Source organism: Streptomyces sp. NPDC079141 (genome assembly GCF_040686775.1).
Taxonomy (GTDB): Bacteria; Actinomycetota; Actinomycetes; order Streptomycetales; family Streptomycetaceae; genus Streptomyces.
In genome coordinates this window covers 110,456-127,338 of the sequence record NZ_JBFBLP010000015.1, presented here as the reverse complement: position 1 = coordinate 127,338, position 16,883 = coordinate 110,456, and the positions used below count along the sequence as shown (strand labels likewise).

The window sequence follows — 16,883 nt, the reverse complement described above, 5'->3', positions numbered from 1 at the left end:
TTCCTGCTAGCAGCTCGGGACCGAGCCCTTCCCCTGCTCCAGGGCGACCAGGGAGTCGACGGCGCTCTTGAGGGTGGTCACCGGGATGAGGCGCAGCCCCTTGGGCAGTTCGCCCTTGGCGTCGGAGCACTCGTCCTTGGGCACGAGGAACACGGTCGCGCCGTCCCGCTTGGCGGCCTGCGTCTTCAGGGCGACGCCGCCGACCGGGCCGACCGTGCCGTCGGCGTCGATGGTGCCCGTACCGGCGATGGTGCGGCCGCCCGTGAGGTCGCCGCCGCTGCCGTCGCCGTCCAGCTTGTCGACGATGCCGAGGGAGAACAGCAGTCCGGCGCTGGGGCCGCCGACGTCGGCGAGTTCCAGGCTGACCTTGATGTCCTTGTCGTCGAGGTTGAGGTAGTTCAGCGCCGCCTCGGTCGCGGTGTCCTGGGACTCCCGCATCTGCTCGGCGTTGTGCTCCTCAATCTCCTTGGTGCTCTGGCCGCTCGGGTAGACCGCGTCACGCGGCATGACCGCCTGGTCCGTACGGAACCAGGAGTCGATCACATCGCCGAGCTGAACCGTCGCGTCCGGGCCGGTCGCCTCGATCGTCGTCATCCGCAGCTGCCCGCTGGTCTCCCGCGTCGGCGCGCCGGAGATCGTGATCACCGGCTCCCCCTTGTCCTCGCCGAGCACGTTTGCCGTCATCCCGGGCTGCGTCAGCGAGAACGGCAGCGGCGCGAACACCGCGGCGGCGAGCAGCCCGACGACGGGCGCGGCACAGACAGCGAGAGCTTGGGGGCGCGAGAGACGAGAGAGCACGGGGTCAATCTAACGTGCGGGGCCCGCGGAGCCTGTGGGCAGCTCAGCGCAGCGCCTCCGCCACCTCCCGCGCGGCGTCCATCACCCGCGGCCCGACCCGTTCCGGTACCGCGTCGGCCAGCATCACGACTCCGACGCTGCCCTCGACACCCGTGACCCCGAGCAGCGGCGCCGCGGCCCCGCTGGCGCCGGCCTCCAGCTCGCCGTGCGTCAGGGTGTACCCGGGCTCCTCCAGCGGCTGGTGGCGCGCCGAGAGGATCGCCTTCCCGGCCGCCCCGCGCTCCAGCGGGTGCCGGAACCCGGCCCGGTACGCCACGTGGTAGTCCGTCCACGTCGGCTCGACCACGGCGACGGCCAGCGCCTCCGCCCCGTCCACGAGCGTGAGATGTGCCGTCGCCCCTATGTCCTCGGCCAGCGATCGCAGCGCGGGCAGCGCCGCCTCCCGTACCAGCGGATGCACCTGGCGGCCCAGTCGCAGCACGCCGAGTCCTACCCGGGCACGTCCGCCCAGGTCACGACGGACGAGGGCATGCTGCTCAAGCGTGGCGAGCAACCGGTACACAACGGTCCGGTTCACGCCCAGTTTGGTGGATAGCTCGGTGACGGTCAGCCCGTGGTCCGTATCGGCCAGCAGTTTGAGGACACGCAGTCCCCGGTCGAGCGTCTGGGAGGTCTCCGCGGTCACGACGCCCACTCCTTAGTGGTGAGGTCGGCAGCCCCCTCGCGGCGGATGCGTCACCGAGTCCCGTCAGTGACGCGCTTCAGAGGCCGCCGATCGGCCGGCGGCCCGGCCTGTACCGGGCCGCGTCGCTTCACGGCTGCGCTCCGCGGCGGCGCTGCCACGGGGCGTGTGCGTAGCGGGACAGTAGCGAAGGCGGTTCGCTGAGCGGAAGGCTCCGTCCAGAATCCGGGCAATGGCCGGTACGGCCTGCTTGGCTTTGTCCTGTTACGTACGTCACTCGCCCGGGGAAGACCGGTCGCCGCCGGTCACCTCATCCGCGTCGCCCACTCCTGGACCTTGGCGATGCGCTGCCGCAGCTGTCCCGCGGTCGCCTCCGCGCTCGGCGGGCCGCCGCACACCCGGCGCAGCTCGGTGTGGATGACCCCGTGCGGCTTGCCGCTCTGGTGGACGTAGGCGCTGACCATCGTGTTGAGCTGCTTGCGCAGCTCCATCATCTCCTTGTGCGAGACGACCGGGCGCCGCTCCGCGGGCAGTTCCAGCAGGTCGGCCTCGGCGTCCGGCTTCTTGCGGCTGTGCGCGATCTGCCGGGCCTGCCGCTTCTGCAGCAGCAGCTGGACCTGCTCGGGCTCCAGCAGTCCGGGAATCCCGAGGTAGTCCTGCTCCTCCTCGCTGCCCGGGTGGGCCTGCATGCCGAACTCGGCACCGTCGTAGAGGACGCGGTCGAAGACGGCCTCGGACTCCAGCGCCTCGAAGGAGAACTGCTCCTGCTCGCCGGTGTCCTCGTCCTGCTCCTTGTTCGCCTCCTCCATCTCCTTCTCGGACTCGGCGTACGGGTCCTCCTCGCCCTCCTTCTTCGGCTTGTCGAGGGCGTGGTCCCGTTCCACCTCCATCTCGTTGGCGAAGGTGAGCAGGTCGGGGACGGTCGGCAGGAAGACGGAGGCGGTCTCGCCGCGCCGGCGGGACCGTACGAAACGGCCGACGGCCTGGGCGAAGAAGAGGGGCGTGGAGATGGTGGTGGCGTAGACCCCGACGGCCAGCCGGGGCACGTCGACGCCTTCCGACACCATGCGTACGGCGACCATCCAGCGGTCGTTGTTGCCGCTGAAGTCGTCGATCCGCTTGGACGCGCCGGCGTCGTCGGACAGCACGAGCGTCGCCCTGCTGCCCGTGATCTCCCGGATGAGCTTGGCGTACGCGCGCGCGGAGTCCTGGTCGGAGGCGATGACGAGGGCGCCCGCGTCCGGGATGGCCTTCCTGACCTCGGTCAGCCGCTGGTCGGCGGCGCGCAGCACGCTGGGCATCCACTCGCCGCGCGGGTCCAGCGCCGTGCGCCAGGCCTGGCTGATGGCGTCCTTGGTCATCGGCTCGCCGAGCCGGGCGGCGATCTCGTCGCCGGCCTTCGTCCGCCAGCGCATGTTGCCGCTGTAGCTCAGGAAGATGACCGGGCGGACGACATGGTCGGCCAGCGCGTTCCCGTAGCCGTACGTGTAGTCGGCGGCCGACCGCCGGATGCCGGCGTTGTCCTCCTCGTACGTCACGAAGGGGATCGGGTTGGTGTCGGACCGGAACGGCGTACCGGTGAGCGCGAGCCGGCGGGTGGCGGGCTCGAAGGCCTCCAGACAGGCCTCGCCCCAGGACTTGGAGTCACCGGCGTGGTGGATCTCGTCGAGGATGACGAGCGTCTTGCGCTGCTCCACGCGGTTGCGGTGCAGCATGGGCCGCACGCCGACACCGGCGTACGTCACGGCGACGCCCTGGTAGTCCTTGCCGAGCGGGCCCGCGCTGTACTCGGGGTCGAGCTTGATCCCTATCCGCGCGGCCGCCTCCGCCCACTGCTTCTTCAGGTGCTCGGTCGGCGCGACGACGGTCACCTGCTGCACGACATGGTGGTGCAGCAGCCAGGAGGCGAGGGTGAGGGCGAAGGTCGTCTTGCCCGCGCCCGGGGTCGCGACCGCGAGAAAGTCACGCGGCTGCTCCTGGATGTACTTCTCCATCGCCCCCTGCTGCCAGGCACGCAGCTTGCTGGCGGTACCCCAGGGGGCACGGCCGGGGAAGGCGGGAGAAAGGTGGTGGGAGGTGGAGGCGGCGGTGGTAGTCACGGTCTCCGTGGGGGTCGGCCTGCTCGGCTACGTATGACAACCGGGCCACCTTACCGGCGACCCGGGAGTGTCAACGTGCGCACGGGGGCGGGTCGCCCTCGGGTGGGACCGAGGTCACAGTCACCGCGCGAAGCACGGCAGCTGGGCCGCGATCTTGGGAACGTCCAGGGCACCCTGGCAGACGTCCAGAACGAACCGCTCCGCCTCGTCAGGCGATGCGCTTGTTCCCGTCGACAAGGCCGTGATTGCGGGCTAGGCACTCCATCAGCGCCGCAGCCTTCTACCATACGTCCGGGTAGGCATCCTGCCCGAAGACACTCGACCGGGGCCGCGCCAGAGCCGAGTCCAGCAACCCGTAGTCACGCACCTCGTCGGCCCCGCCGGCTATGCGGGTGCGGGCGGAATCCCGGTGACACTATGCGGTATGGGTGGTGCCCCTTTAGGAGCACCACCCTTTCAGTCGTCAATCCGATCGACCAGCCTGAAAGTCGAGTCGGCCGCCATGCCCGGCTCGGCCCTGTCGCGCAGCCAGAGGTGGAAGGTCTTGTGCCCGATGAAGCGGTCGGAGAACTCCTGCTGGAACGCCTGGTACGAGCGCCACCCTGCGTTGGGGTCACCCACCAGCGGAGGGACTTCGCGAAACGCGTTGTCCTGCTTGAACTGGTCGCTCCCGTCGGGGCGTTCCAGCACCAGCCGGAAGCCCTTGTGGCGAAGATGGAACCCCGCCGGACTGAGTGACTTGAATGCCACCAGCCTGAATCCATTGTCCATTCTGAGAAACTTGACCTGCCATTCGAAATCACTGATTGGCCCCGGGCGATCAAGTTCGTTTATCTCGCCCTCGAAATTGTGATGCCGAATGAAGAACTTCGAGTTCAGGTTGAACGTTTGAATGCGAGTCATGTTCTCACGCCTCCGATCGCTCAAAACCCTTGGAAGCTGCTGGAGTTCAGCCGAGGAGAAGTGCGTTGGCGCTGAAACAGCCTTCTGCGAAGACCCGTCGGAGTTATTTGCCCGTCTTGACGAGTGTAGTACTCGGTGATGGGCTCCGCACGCCGATGACGCTGTGCAGCGAGCTCACACGCCGTCGTCGTCCGCCCCGTCCGTCAACTCGGCGGGCTCCGCCGGGCGGACGGTGGTGTTCTCCGTCCGTGCGTTGTGAACGCCGGGCCGTCCTGGCGCGGCGCATCAGCCAGAGGGTGAGGACGACGGTGGAGACGTCGACGTTCGGCAGTGGGGACGGGGTGGTGCCCGAGCCGTGCCAGTGGAGTACCGCGCCGGTCCCGCCGTCCAGCAGCAGGCTGGCCCCGCCGGTGAGCCGGCCGAGGCGTATGAGGTGGCCGGACCGGGCCGGTACCTCCATCAGGCCCTCGTCGGCGCAGAGGTCGGCGAGCGTCGGCAGAGGCACGTCGGCGTCCGGCTGGAACAGGACCCCGTCCTCGGGCAGGCCCGTCTCGCGCAGGAAGCGGCGGGTCGGGTCGTGGGTGAGTGTCGCGGGAAAGTCGACGTCCTCGAAACGCATCATCCGGCCCCGGCCGAACTCCTGGTCCAGCAGGCGGGTATGAAGGTCCAGGGCGAGGCCTGAAGCGGTGGCGGTCGTGCTCATCGTTCCCCCGGGATGATCACTGTGCCCCGGGCCGATGTCGGGTCGGGGCAGGTCGTGCACGTGCTCATCACACTACGCCGCACCACTGACAACGCCCTCCGCCCAAGGCGCGTCCGCCTACTGTCCGGTCACCACCGCGGCCTGCGGCCGGATCGGCAGCCGGTTCACCGGACGGCCCGTCGCCGCGCGCACGGCGGAGGCGATCGCCGCCGGGGAGGCGACCACCGGCGCCGCGCTGACCGCCTTCGCCCCGAACGGGGCGACCACGTCACGCTCCTCCACCAGCTTCACGATCCTGATGTCCGGCGCGTCCAGCGCCGTCGGCAGGGCGTAGCCGGTGAGGTCGGGGTGGCGGATCAGACCGCGCGCGGTGCGCAGGTTCTCCGTCAGCGCGATGCCGACGCCCTGTGTGACGCCCGCCTCGATGCGCGCCGCGAGCTGCGCGGGGTTGAGCACCCGGCCGACGTCCTGGGCGAGCGCCAGCTCCACCACCCGTACCGAACCGAGTTCGATGTCGACGTCCACAACCGCGCGGATCGCGCAGAACGCCAGGCCCACGAACGCGTCGCCCTGGCCCGCCTCGTCCAGCGGCTCGGTGGGGTGCGGGCGGCACTGGGCCGTCGCCCACAGTTCCTTGCCGTCCATCGCCTCGGTGACCGTGGTCGACAGGACACCGTCGTACGAGGTGATCTTGCCGTCGGTGATCTGGAGGAGCTCGGTGGACATGCCGAACTTGTGCGCCAGGGGCTGGAGAAGCTGGGTGCGGACCATCTTCGCCGCGCGCTCCACCGCGCCGCCGGACACCCAGGTGTGGCGGCCCCGGCAGCCCGGGCCCGCCGGCGGCTGGTCGGTGTCGACCGGCGCGACGTGCACCTCGTCGATGCCGAGCGTCTCCTGGACGATCTGCCGGGCGAGGGTGGCGAAGCCCTGGCCCGTCTCCACGGCCGCGCACAGGACCGTCGCAACCCCGTCGTGGACCTTCACGGTGGCCGTGGACACCTCGTCGGCGCCCTCCGCGCCCAGCATGTGCACCATGCCGAGCCCGTAGCCCACGCCCCGGCGCACCGCGCCCGGTTCGCCCGCGCCCTCGGGGCCGCCGGGCAGCAGCCACTCGTCCTCGGGGGTGTCCTTCGGCAGCGGCGGCAGCGGGAAGTCCCGTACCGCCTGGAGGAGTTCGGCCACCGGCGCCGGGCAGGTCACCGTCTGGCCGGTGGGCAGGACGTCGCCGGTCGCCATGGCGTTGCGCAGGCGCAGCTCCGCCGGGTCGACGCCGAGCTTCTTCGCCAGCTTGTCCATCTGCGCCTCGTAGGCGGCGGCCACCTGCATGGCGCCCTCGCCGCGTACATGGCCGGAGGGCGGGTTGTTGGTGCGCACCGCCCAGCCCTCGATGAAGGCGTTCGGGACGACGTAGGGGCCGCAGGCGAAGGACACCGCGGCGGCCAGGGCCTCCGACGAGGTGTCCGCGTAGGCGCCCGCGTCCAGCAGGATCTGTGCCTCGACCTTCACCAGCTTGCCCTCGGCGTCCGCGTGGTGGCGGTACCTGAGGAGCGTCGGGTGGCGGTGGGCGTGGCCCAGGAAGGACTCCTCGCGGGTCGCCGTCAGCTTCACCGGGCAGCCGGTCCTGAGCGCCAGCAGGCCGAGCGGCAGCTGGAAGCCCTGGTCCTCGCGGTCGGCGGTGGCGCCGGGGACGCCGGTGACCACGACCTTGACCTGCTCCGGCGCCAGTCCGTAGCAGGCGGCCGCGGTGTCGCGGTCAGCGTGCGGGTCGGTGGAGGCCAGGTACAGCTCGACGCCGCCGTCGGGGCGCGGTACGGCGAGGCCGGCCTCGGCGCCGATCGGGGCGGGGTCCTGGCGGCCGATGCGGTACAGGCCCTCGACGACGATCTCGGCGGCCGCGTCCGGGTCGCCGTGGCGCAGCGGGATGTGCCGGATCAGGTTGCCGTCGGGGTGCAGCGGCTCGGCCTCGAAGGCCTGCTCGGGGTCGGTGACCGGGTCGAGCACCTCGTACTCGACGATGACGGCCGCCGCGGCCATGCGCGCGGTGTCGGGGTGGTCGGCGGCGACGGCGGCGATGGGCTCGCCGTGGTGGCGCACGACCTCGGAGGCGAACACCGGGCGGTCGGCCTTGCCGCGGCCGTGCACCGGGGTGCCGGGGACGTCCTCGTGCGTGATGACGGCGTGCACGCCGGGCATCTCGCGCGCGTGGGTGGTGTCGATGGAGACGATGCGCGCGTGCGCGTGCGGGGAGCGCAGGACGGCCGCCCAGAGCAGGCCCTCGGCCCACAGGTCGGCCGCGAAGGGGAAGGTGCCCTCGGTCTTGGCGCGCGCGTCGGCGGCCGCCAGGGAGGCGCCGAGGCCGTGCGGGATCGGTTCGGGGGCGGGGGCTGCCTCCGCGGGGCTGGTCGCGGTGGCGGCTTCGTTGCTCACGCCTGGCCTCCGTCCTGTCCGTACGCCTGGTCATGCGGTGCCGGGTCCCCGAACGCCGACGGGTTGACGCCGCCGGCCCCCGGGCCCGCCTGGTGCGGGATGCGTGCCTCGTCCGGATCGGGCTCGCCCTCGGCCGAGGTGTGCGCCTCGCGTTCGGCGACGACCTCCTTGACGGCCTCGACGACGCCCCGGTAGCCGGAGCAGCGGCACAGGTTGCCGCACAGCGCCTGGCGGGTCTCCAGCTCGGTCGGAGCCGGGTTGCCCTCCAGCAGGTCGTGGACGGTCATCGCCATGCCGGGCACGCAGAAGCCGCACTGCACGGCGCCGCACCGGGCGAGCGCCCGCTGCACGTCGGAGGGCCGGCCGTCGACGGCCAGGCCCTCGACGGTGCGGACCTCGCTGCCGGCGGCGGTCACGGCGGGCACCAGGCAGGAGGCGACGAGCCGTCCGTCGACCTGGACGTTGCAGGCCCCGCACTCGCCCTGCGAGCAGCCGTCCTTGGCGCCCGCGAGCCCGAGCCGCTCGCGCAGCACGTAGAGCAGCGACTCGCCGATCCAGGCGTCGGTGACGGGCCGGTCGACGCCGTTGACGCGCAGCACGTAGGAGGCGAGGGGGTGTTCCTCGCCGGGCAGGGATGGCTGCTCGCCGGATCCGTCGGGCGCGTCGGCCTCGGCTCCGGCCTCCGTGGCGGCCTCGTCGGGCTCCTGCGGCCCCTCGGGCGCCTCACCGGCCTCAGGGGCCGTCTGCGCGGCCTCTGAGGCGCTTTCCGGGCCACTGGGGGCCGGTGCCTCGGGGGCGGGCGCGGCATCGGAGGGTACGCGCGCGTGGTCGTCGGCCCCGGCCCGCTCCGCCGGTACGGCCGTGGCGGCGTCCTCGGCCTCGACGGGCACGTGCGCGTGCGGGCCGGGCTGCTGCTCGCCGGTGTGCGGGCCCCACGGCTCCCCGATGGCCTGCGTCGGCTGCGTCGCCCAGGGTGCGGGCGCGCCGCCGGGCAGCGTGGGCGGCGGGGTGCCGCCCCACTGCTCGACCAGCGACGAGGTGGTGAACTCGCCCGATTCGTCCGGAAGGTCGCCGCCCGCGACGGGGATCGACCACTGGCCCGTGACGTCGTGCCCGGGTGCGCCCTCCGCGGCCGCCGCCTCTTCGAAGTTCCACTGCCCGGTGGCACCCGGGTTGTACGTGAACCGGTCGTCGCCGGTCTCCTGGGGCGCCGCGTTCGGCTCGGGCCACTGGACGCCGCCGGCGGGCATCGTCCAGGTGCCGGTGGCCGCCGGGTCGGTGCCCGCCGTGGTGGCGGGCGTGACCGTTATCGGCGGCGGGACGTAGCCGTGGCCGGGCGCGGCCAGCGGGCTGTCGGCGGAGGCCAGCAGGGCGTCGATACCGCCCTCGGGAAGCTTCACGAAGGCGGTGGCGCCGTCGTCGTACTCGCCCTGGGGCAGCGGGTCCCAGCGGCCCGCGCCCTGGGGCGCGCCCTCTCCGTGCCGGTCGTCGGTCACGACAGCGCCCTCCCCAGTGCTCGTCGGGCCAGCGCGGCGACAGTGCGCCGCAGGTGCAGTACTGCGGGCGGAAGCTGCGGCACGGAGCCGTCGCCCTCCGGGGCCGGATCGGGGATGCAGGCCGCGGCGACGTACTCACCGAAGGCGGTCAGGGCCTCCGGGACGATCGTGCGGTTGTTGTCCCAGTCGATCAGCTGCGCGACCCACTGCTCGGCCTCCAGGGGCCTGAGCGGCATCGGCGCTATGGCACCGACCGCGCACCGCACGCCCCGCCGGGCGGGGTCGAGGACCAGCGCGACGGAGGCCATCGACCGCCCCGGGCCGGTGCGGCCGGTCGCCTTGAGGAAGACCTGGGGGGCATGCAGCAGCGGCACGCGCACGTAGCCGATGAGTTCGCCGGCGCGCAGCATCTCCATGCCGGCCAGCAGGTGCGACACCGGGATCTCCCGGCGGGCTCCGCCCGGGCCCGCGATGATCAGCGTCGCCTCCAGGGCGGCCAGTACGGGCAGCGCGTCGCCCGTGGGGGCCGCCGTGGCGATGTTGCCGCCCAGGGTGCCGGCGTTGCGGATCTGCGGCGGTCCCGCCGCGCGCGCGGACGCGGCGAGCGCCGGGATCAGCGCGGCGAAATCGGGGCGGCCCATGCGCGCATGGGTGAGCCCGGCACCGAGCAGGGCGTGACCGTCCTGGTACTGCCAGCCGCGGATCTCGCTGATCCGGCCGAGGCCGACCAGGGCGGCGGGCCTGAGCTGCCCGGAGTTGACGGACGTCATGAGGTCGGTACCGCCGGCCACGGGTACCGCGGCCGGCATGGCGGTGAGCGCCGCCACGGCCTCGTCCAGTGTCGTGGGCAGCGTGACGGCCTGCGCCGCCTGCGGTGCGTGCGTGGTCAAACCGGCTGCCCCTTCCCGCTGCCCCACCTGGTCCCACCTGTTGCTGCCGTACGGTACGTGCTGACAGGGCGGACGTGGCAACTCTGGCACATCTTCACAGGGCCCGAACGCGGGGGTCCACTAGGAGGCATTCGCCCACCTCACCGGGGAGATGGTCCGTTTTCGTACGGCATCGCCCGTGCGCACCGATTGACACTCTTCAGTGACCCTTGTGGGCTTTTTCCATTACCTGTTCGGCGGCGGCCCCTCGACGGGCCGCCCCAGCACCCCGGGCCGCCGCTGCCAGGGCAGCGGGCCGGTGGGCGGCCGGTAGCCGACCCCCAGGGCGTCAAGTCGCCGGTAATGGACGGCCATCCGCCGCTCGAAGTCGGCGAAGTCCCGTTCCCCCGGGGCGGGCAGCCGGCTCCAGGCCACCTCCGCGAAGGCCGAAAGCCGCGGGAACGTCTGGTAGTCCACACGCGTGTGGTCCTCCATCACCTCGGTCCACACATTGGCCTGTGTGCCGAGCACATGCGCGGCCTCCTCGGCCGTCAACTCCGGCGGAACGGGCTCGAAGCGGTAGACGTCCTCCAGGGTGCGGACGTAGCCGATGGGGACCGGCTCGTCCGCGCCGGCGTCCTGCCGGTGGTCCAGATACACCTGCTGCTCGGGGCACATGACGACGTCGTGCCCGGCCCGCGCGGCGGCGATCCCGCCCTCGTACCCGCGCCACGAGGACACGGCAGCGCCCTTCGCAAGACCGCCCTCCAGGATCTCGTCCCAGCCGATGAGCCTGCGCCCGCGCGCGGAGAGCCAGTTGTCGAAGTGGCCGATGAACCACGCCTGGAGTTCGTCCTCGTCGGCGAGCCCGAGTTCCCTGATCCGGGCCTGCGCGGCCGGCGACTTCCGCCACTGGTCCTTCGGGCATTCGTCGCCGCCCACATGAACGAACTCCGAGGGAAACAGCTCCAGGAGTTCCTCGAACACCCCCTCGTAGAAACGCAGGGTGTTGTCAGTGGGCGCGAGTACGTTGGGAGAGATTCCCCAGTCGTCCCAGACGGTCAGCGAGGTGGTGTCGATAATGTCGGTGTTGCCGAGTTCCGGATACGCGGCGATGGCGGCCTGCGAGTGGCCGGGTACGTCGATTTCGGGGACCACGGTGATATGCCGCTCGGCGGCGTAGGCGACGATCTCGCGGATGTCGTCCTGGGTGTAGAAGCCACCGTGCGGTTTCTCCTCCCACAGCGGCGAGGCACGATGGCCGAATCTCGTGCGTGAGCGCCAGGAGCCGACCTCGGTGAGCCGGGGGTGTTTCCTGATCTCGACGCGCCAGCCCTGGTCGTCGGTCAAGTGGAAATGGAGGACGTTGAGTTTGTGCGCCGCCATCAGGTCGAGGTAGCGCAGGACTCCGTCCTTGGGCATGAAGTGACGGGCGACGTCGAGCATGAGGCCGCGCCAGTGGAAGCGGGGGGAGTCCTCGATCGTGACGTGGGGTACGGTCCAGGTACGGCCGCGGCCGAGCGGCGCCCTGCGGTACGCGTCGGGGCCGAGGAGTTGCCGCAGTGTCTGGGCGCCCCAGAAGACACCGGCCGCGCTGCCGCCCTCGATGAGGACGCCGTTCCAGTCACTGACGAGGCGGTACTCCTCGGCGCCGAGCTCGGGGTCGAGCTGGAGCCCGATGCCGTCGTCGCAGGCGTCGTCGAGCTCCTGGCCCTCGGTCAGCGGCAGCCCGGTGGCCTCCCAGAGGACCGTCCGCAGCCAATGGCCGACGCCCTCCGTGCCGGTACCTGCGTAGAGCTGGGAGTGCGCCGTCAGCCGCACCTCGCCGTCACCCGCGACGCCGCGGCGCGGCCCCGGAATCAGTTCAGTCACGTCAGTCCTTTACGGCCGCGAGAAGACAATCAGCGCACGCGAGACCCCCGAGAACGCGCCGGAGCGCGCCCGCGGGGGCCTTCAAGAACCTCGGGAAACCGGCCGGGCTACTTCTTGTCGCCGCCCTTGCCCTTGTCGTCCCCGCCGGAGCCCATGGACTCGTAGATCTCCTTGCACATGGGACACACGGGGTACTTCTTCGGGTCGCGGCCGGGCACCCAGACCTTGCCGCACAGCGCCACGACGGGGGTGCCGTCGAGGGCGCTCGCCATGATCTTGTCCTTCTGGACATAGTGGGCGAAGCGCTCGTGGTCGCCGTCGCCGTGGGACACCTGTGGCGTCGGCTCTACGAGGGTCCCCGTACCAGTCCCGCGCTCGGGCTCAAGAGTGCTCATATCGCCAAGGGTACTGAAGCTCACACGCATCAGTTGAGCGAAGGGTCGTCCGGGTACGTGGCCACCATCGCCAGTTCGTTGCGCTGGCGGCGCAGGACCTCGCGCCAGAGTCTTTCCGGCGACGGCGAGGAGACGTCTCCCGGTTCGGACTCCACGACGTACCAGGCGCCCTCCACCAGCTCGTCCTCCAGCTGGCCCGGCCCCCAGCCGGCGTATCCGGCGAAGATCCGCAGGGAGCCGAGGGCCGAGGCGAGCAGCTCCGGCGGGGCCTCCAGGTCGACCAGCCCGATCGCCCCGTGCACCCGGCGCCAGCCGAGCGGGGCCCGCTCACCGGACGCACCGCCCGGGATGACGGCGACACCGAGGGCCGAGTCGAGGGACACCGGGCCGCCCTGGAAGACGACGCCGGGTTCGCCGGCGAGATCTCCCCAGCCCTCCAGGATGTCGCCCACGTCCACCGGGGTCGGACGGTTGAGGACGACACCGAGCGAGCCCTCCTCGTCGTGGTCGAGAAGGAGCACCACCGCGCGGTCGAAGTTCGGGTCCGCCAGGGCGGGTGTTGCCACGAGCAACCGCCCTGTGAGCGAGGACACCTCGGTCATGCCAGACATGATCCCGCATCTTCCCCTCGTGTGGGGAGGCAATCACGGTAAGGGAGTGAACGCAGCTCAGCGACGAATCCAGCGCCCCCGGCGCACACCGCGCGCGGTGACCCGACGTACCCGGCAGCGAACGGTTCGTGTTGTGACACAGCTATGACGTACCTGGGCCGTACTTGGGCTTACAGAAGGGGGGTGGGCGGCGATTACCCTGTCTCTTCGGCCCCTGCCCCACTCATCGGAACGCGAGATACATGACCGTCAACGACGATGTCCTGCTTGTCCACGGCGGAACCCCGCTGGAGGGCGAGATCCGTGTCCGCGGCGCGAAGAACCTCGTGCCGAAGGCCATGGTCGCCGCCCTGCTGGGCAGTGAGCCAAGTCGACTGCGCAACGTTCCGGACATCCGTGACGTCCGTGTCGTACGCGGCCTGCTGCAGCTGCACGGTGTGACGGTCCGTCCCGGTGAGGAGCCGGGCGAGTTGGTGATGGACCCCTCGCACGTCGAGAGCGCGAACGTCGCTGACATCGATGCCCACGCGGGTTCGAGCCGTATCCCGATCCTGCTGTGCGGTCCGCTGCTCCACCGCCTCGGGCACGCCTTCATCCCGGGCCTCGGCGGCTGCGACATCGGCGGCCGGCCGATCGACTTCCACTTCGAGGTGCTGCGCCAGTTCGGCGCGACGATCGAGAAGCGGGCCGACGGTCAGTACCTGGAGGCTCCGCAGCGGCTGCGCGGCACGAAGATCCTGCTGCCGTACCCGTCCGTGGGCGCGACCGAGCAGGTGCTGCTGACGGCGGTGCTCGCCGAGGGTGTCACCGAGCTCTCGAACGCGGCCGTGGAGCCGGAGATCGAGGACCTCATCTGCGTCCTGCAGAAGATGGGCGCCATCATCGCGATGGACACCGACCGGACCATCCGCATCACCGGTGTGGACCGGCTCGGCGGCTACAACCACCGCGCCCTGCCGGACCGCCTGGAGGCCGCTTCCTGGGCGTCCGCGGCGCTGGCGACCGAGGGCAACATCTACGTCCGCGGCGCCCAGCAGCGCTCGATGATGACGTTCCTGAACACCTACCGGAAGGTGGGCGGCGCCTTCGAGATCGACGACGAGGGCATCCGCTTCTGGCACCCCGGTGGCCAGTTGAAGTCCATCGCGCTCGAAACGGACGTCCACCCGGGCTTCCAGACGGACTGGCAGCAGCCGCTGGTGGTCGCCCTGACGCAGGCCACGGGCCTGTCCATCATCCACGAGACGGTCTACGAGTCCCGCCTGGGCTTCACCTCCGCGCTCAACCAGATGGGCGCCCACATCCAGCTCTACCGCGAGTGCCTCGGCGGCTCCGACTGCCGCTTCGGCCAGCGCAACTTCCTGCACTCGGCGGTCGTCTCCGGCCCGACCAAGCTCCAGGGCGCCGACCTGGTCATCCCCGACCTGCGCGGCGGCTTCTCGTACCTCATCGCCGCCCTCGCGGCCCAGGGCACGTCCCGCGTCCACGGCATCGACCTCATCAACCGCGGCTACGAGAACTTCATGGAGAAGCTCGTGGAGCTCGGCGCGAAGGTGGAACTGCCGGGCAAGGCGCTCGGTTAACAAGCGCGCATACGCCGATGGGGCGGTTACCCGGACTCGGGTAACCGCCCCATCGGCGTTGTGCTGATGCGCCCCAAAGGGGCGCGGGGAACTGCGCGACCAGCCACGGCGGTCCCGTCGGCCGAAAGGCGGCCCGCAGTTACCCGGCGCTCAAAGCGGAGCGCTTACTTGCCCTTGGCGGCTTCCTTGAGCTTGGAGCCCGCGGAGACCTTCACGCTGTAGCCGGCCGGGATCTGGATCGGGTCGCCGGTCTGCGGGTTGCGCGCGGTGCGCGCGGCGCGGTGGGTGCGCTCGAAGGTCAGGAAGCCGGGGATGGTGACCTTCTCGTCGCCCTTGGAGACGATGTCGCCGACGACCTCGGCGAACGCGGCCAGCACAGCGTCGGCGTCCTTGCGGGTCACCTCGGCGCGGTCGGCCAGCGCGGCCACCAGCTCACTGCGGTTCATGTTCTTACTCCCGTGTTCTAACTTGCCGTTGAGGCGTGCCACGCGGCGGAGCCGCATGTTAGGCGCTGTGAAGCCGATGCGCTCGCGCCCAGGGACGCATCCTGCCCCTACCTGCGGCGGGAAAGCCAATCCGGCACCCGTCGGAGTCGTGAGAACACCCTAGGGAGTCACACGAAAGGCCCGCGCGTGCCCGCAGGGCGTCCCGCCAACCTAACGGGCGGCCACAGGCCTGTGGTTCCACGACGCGCCGGTGCGCGGGCCATGAGGCGATCCTCACAGCCCTCGCACAGTACGACATGGTCCCGACGTCAGGCCGAGGCGCCCGCGGCCTTGGCCGCCTCCCGCACCGCCCCGGCGACCGCGCCCGCGACCTTGTCGTTGAAGACGCTCGGGATGATGTAGTTCGGGTTCAGCTCGTCCTCGGTCACCACGTCCGCCAGCGCCTTCGCGGCCGCGAGCATCATCTCGGTGTTGACCGTGCGGGACTGCGCGTCCAGCAGACCGCGGAAGACACCCGGGAAGACCAGCACGTTGTTGATCTGGTTGGGGAAGTCGGAGCGGCCGGTGGCCACAACCGCCGCCGTCTGGCGGGCGATTGCCGGGTCCACCTCGGGGTCCGGGTTCGCGAGCGCGAAGACGATCGCGTCCTCGGCCATGGCGGCCACGTCGTCGCCGTCCAGCACGTTCGGGGCGGAGACGCCGATGAAGACGTCCGCGCCGCGCACGGCCTCCTTCAGCGTGCCCGTCAGGCCCTCGGGGTTGGTGTTGTCGGCGATCCAGCGCAGCGGCGAGTCGGCGGCGGCGTTGACCAGGTCCTCGCGGCCGGCGTGCACGACGCCGTGGATGTCGGCGACGACGGCGTTCTTCACACCGGCGGCGATCAGCAGCTTGAGAATGGCCGTACCGGCCGCGCCGGCGCCGGACATGACGACGCGGATGTTCTCGATGGCCTTGCCGGCCACACGCAGGGCGTTGGTGAGGGCGGCGAGGACAACGATGGCGGTGCCGTGCTGGTCGTCGTGGAAGACGGGGATGTCGAGGGCCTCGCGCAGCCGGGCCTCGATCTCGAAGCAGCGGGGGGCGGAGATGTCCTCCAGGTTGATGCCGGCGAAGCCCGGGGCGATCGCCTTGACGATCTCGACGATCGCGTCGGTGTCCTGGGTGTCCAGGCAGATCGGCCAGGCGTCGATCCCGGCGAACCGCTTGAACAGCGCGGCCTTGCCCTCCATCACCGGCAGCGCGGCCTTGGGGCCGATGTTGCCGAGGCCGAGCACGGCGGAGCCGTCGGTCACGACCGCAACGGAGTTGCGCTTGATGGTGAGGCGGCGGGCGTCCTCGGGGTTCTCGGCGATCGCCATGCAGACGCGGGCCACACCCGGCGTATAGATCATGGAGAGGTCGTCACGGTTGCGGATGGGGTGCTTCGACGCCATCTCGATCTTGCCGCCGAGGTGCATCAGGAACGTACGGTCGGAGACCTTGCCGAGCGTGACGCCCTCGATGCCGCGCAGCTGCTCGACGATCTCGTCGGCGTGGGCCGTGGAGGTCGCGGCGATGGTGACGTCGATGCGGAGCTTCTCGTGGCCGGAGGCGGTCACGTCGAGGCCGGTCACCGAGCCTCCGTGGGACTCGACGGCCCCGGTGAGCTGCGAGACCGCGGTTCCGCTCGCGGGCACCTCCAGCCGGACCGTCATCGAGTAGGAGACGCTGGGCGCCGTTGCCATGGCCGACTTCCTCTGCTTTCACCGTGTGACACCAGGTATGCCGTCCGATCGTCGCACCTACCACTGAGTACGTGGTAGCCGCCCTGGATTGCGCTCTTTTTGTTCACGGGTCGGCGCGATTTTCGGAAACCGACTTCCACCATACGAGAGTTGATCGGGCAAAGAAAGAGGCCCACGTCACACTGGGTGACGTGGGCCTCTTCTTCGTTCAGTGACACCGACCCGCCATGCTCGCCTCGCGGCAAGTGGTCGCTCGTAGCGACGAAGGTTGGGCC

The 16,883-nt window shown here is 71.0% G+C and carries 14 protein-coding genes and 1 pseudogene; 1 reads left to right on the top strand and 14 read right to left on the bottom strand.

All coding sequences use genetic code 11. The features are described from left to right. Nucleotides 1-6: 6 nt before the first annotated feature. The 12 genes and pseudogenes from AB0Q90_RS32035 to AB0Q90_RS31980 all read right to left on the bottom strand — a co-directional run bounded on the left by AB0Q90_RS32035 (nt 7) and on the right by AB0Q90_RS31980 (nt 12,846). Nucleotides 7-798 carry a S16 family serine protease gene (locus AB0Q90_RS32035; protein ID WP_363163718.1) on the bottom strand — a complete coding sequence of 264 codons (792 nt, stop codon included), beginning with the start codon at nt 796-798 and terminating at the stop codon, nt 7-9. Between the two features lie 43 nt (nt 799-841). Then, a complete protein-coding gene (locus AB0Q90_RS32030; RefSeq protein ID WP_363163719.1) occupies nt 842-1,483 on the bottom strand; it encodes a helix-turn-helix domain-containing protein in 642 nt (213 codons plus the stop codon). Between the two features lie 302 nt (nt 1,484-1,785). Further along, nucleotides 1,786-3,579 carry a DEAD/DEAH box helicase gene (locus AB0Q90_RS32025; protein ID WP_363163720.1) on the bottom strand — a complete coding sequence of 598 codons (1,794 nt, stop codon included), beginning with the start codon at nt 3,577-3,579 and terminating at the stop codon, nt 1,786-1,788. A 120-nt stretch (nt 3,580-3,699) separates the two neighbouring features. Next, nucleotides 3,700-3,967 (bottom strand): annotated as a pseudogene (locus AB0Q90_RS32020) (Fic family protein). A gap of 68 nt (nt 3,968-4,035) precedes the next feature. Further along, entirely contained in the window at nt 4,036-4,482 is a 447-nt protein-coding gene (locus AB0Q90_RS32015) for an AbfB domain-containing protein (RefSeq protein WP_363163721.1), read from the bottom strand. A 103-nt stretch (nt 4,483-4,585) separates the two neighbouring features. Then, nucleotides 4,586-5,185 (bottom strand): SUKH-4 family immunity protein, encoded by a 600-nt coding sequence (locus AB0Q90_RS32010; RefSeq protein WP_363163722.1) that lies wholly within the window; start codon nt 5,183-5,185, stop codon nt 4,586-4,588. Nucleotides 5,186-5,302: 117 nt separating this feature from the next. Continuing rightward, nucleotides 5,303-7,612, bottom strand: coding sequence for a molybdopterin cofactor-binding domain-containing protein (locus tag AB0Q90_RS32005; RefSeq protein WP_363163723.1), 2,310 nt, complete (start codon nt 7,610-7,612; stop codon nt 5,303-5,305). Beyond that, a complete protein-coding gene (locus AB0Q90_RS32000; protein WP_363163724.1) occupies nt 7,609-9,108 on the bottom strand; it encodes a 2Fe-2S iron-sulfur cluster-binding protein in 1,500 nt (499 codons plus the stop codon). Before AB0Q90_RS32000 ends, AB0Q90_RS32005 begins: the two co-directional genes overlap by 4 nt. After that, nucleotides 9,105-9,998: an FAD binding domain-containing protein gene (locus tag AB0Q90_RS31995; RefSeq protein ID WP_363163725.1), complete on the bottom strand. Its 894-nt coding sequence runs from the start codon at nt 9,996-9,998 to the stop codon at nt 9,105-9,107. The genes AB0Q90_RS32000 and AB0Q90_RS31995 overlap by 4 nt, the downstream gene beginning before the upstream one ends. Nucleotides 9,999-10,223: 225 nt before the next feature. Continuing rightward, nucleotides 10,224-11,849, bottom strand: a complete 1,626-nt coding sequence (locus AB0Q90_RS31990) for a beta-N-acetylhexosaminidase (protein WP_363163726.1) — start codon at nt 11,847-11,849, stop codon at nt 10,224-10,226. A 107-nt stretch (nt 11,850-11,956) separates the two neighbouring features. Beyond that, the gene (locus AB0Q90_RS31985; protein ID WP_053665779.1) at nt 11,957-12,244 is read right to left on the bottom strand and encodes a DUF3039 domain-containing protein; all 288 of its coding nucleotides are present in this window, start codon (nt 12,242-12,244) and stop codon (nt 11,957-11,959) included. A 29-nt stretch (nt 12,245-12,273) separates the two neighbouring features. Further along, complete coding sequence (locus tag AB0Q90_RS31980; RefSeq protein ID WP_363163727.1) at nt 12,274-12,846, bottom strand: YqgE/AlgH family protein; 573 nt, start codon at nt 12,844-12,846, stop codon at nt 12,274-12,276. Between the two features lie 251 nt (nt 12,847-13,097). Here AB0Q90_RS31980 and murA point away from each other — a divergent pair, with 251 nt between their 5' ends. Further along, on the top strand, nt 13,098-14,438 hold the full coding sequence (murA, locus tag AB0Q90_RS31975) for a UDP-N-acetylglucosamine 1-carboxyvinyltransferase (RefSeq protein WP_363163728.1): 1,341 nt from the start codon (nt 13,098-13,100) through the stop codon (nt 14,436-14,438). A 164-nt stretch (nt 14,439-14,602) separates the two neighbouring features. Here murA and AB0Q90_RS31970 read toward each other — a convergent pair whose 3' ends face one another. Then, the gene (locus AB0Q90_RS31970) at nt 14,603-14,884 is read right to left on the bottom strand and encodes an HU family DNA-binding protein (protein WP_004000874.1); all 282 of its coding nucleotides are present in this window, start codon (nt 14,882-14,884) and stop codon (nt 14,603-14,605) included. Nucleotides 14,885-15,192: 308 nt separating this feature from the next. Further along, nucleotides 15,193-16,608, bottom strand: coding sequence for an NAD-dependent malic enzyme (locus tag AB0Q90_RS31965; protein ID WP_363163729.1), 1,416 nt, complete (start codon nt 16,606-16,608; stop codon nt 15,193-15,195). Nucleotides 16,609-16,883: the final 275 nt, after the last annotated feature.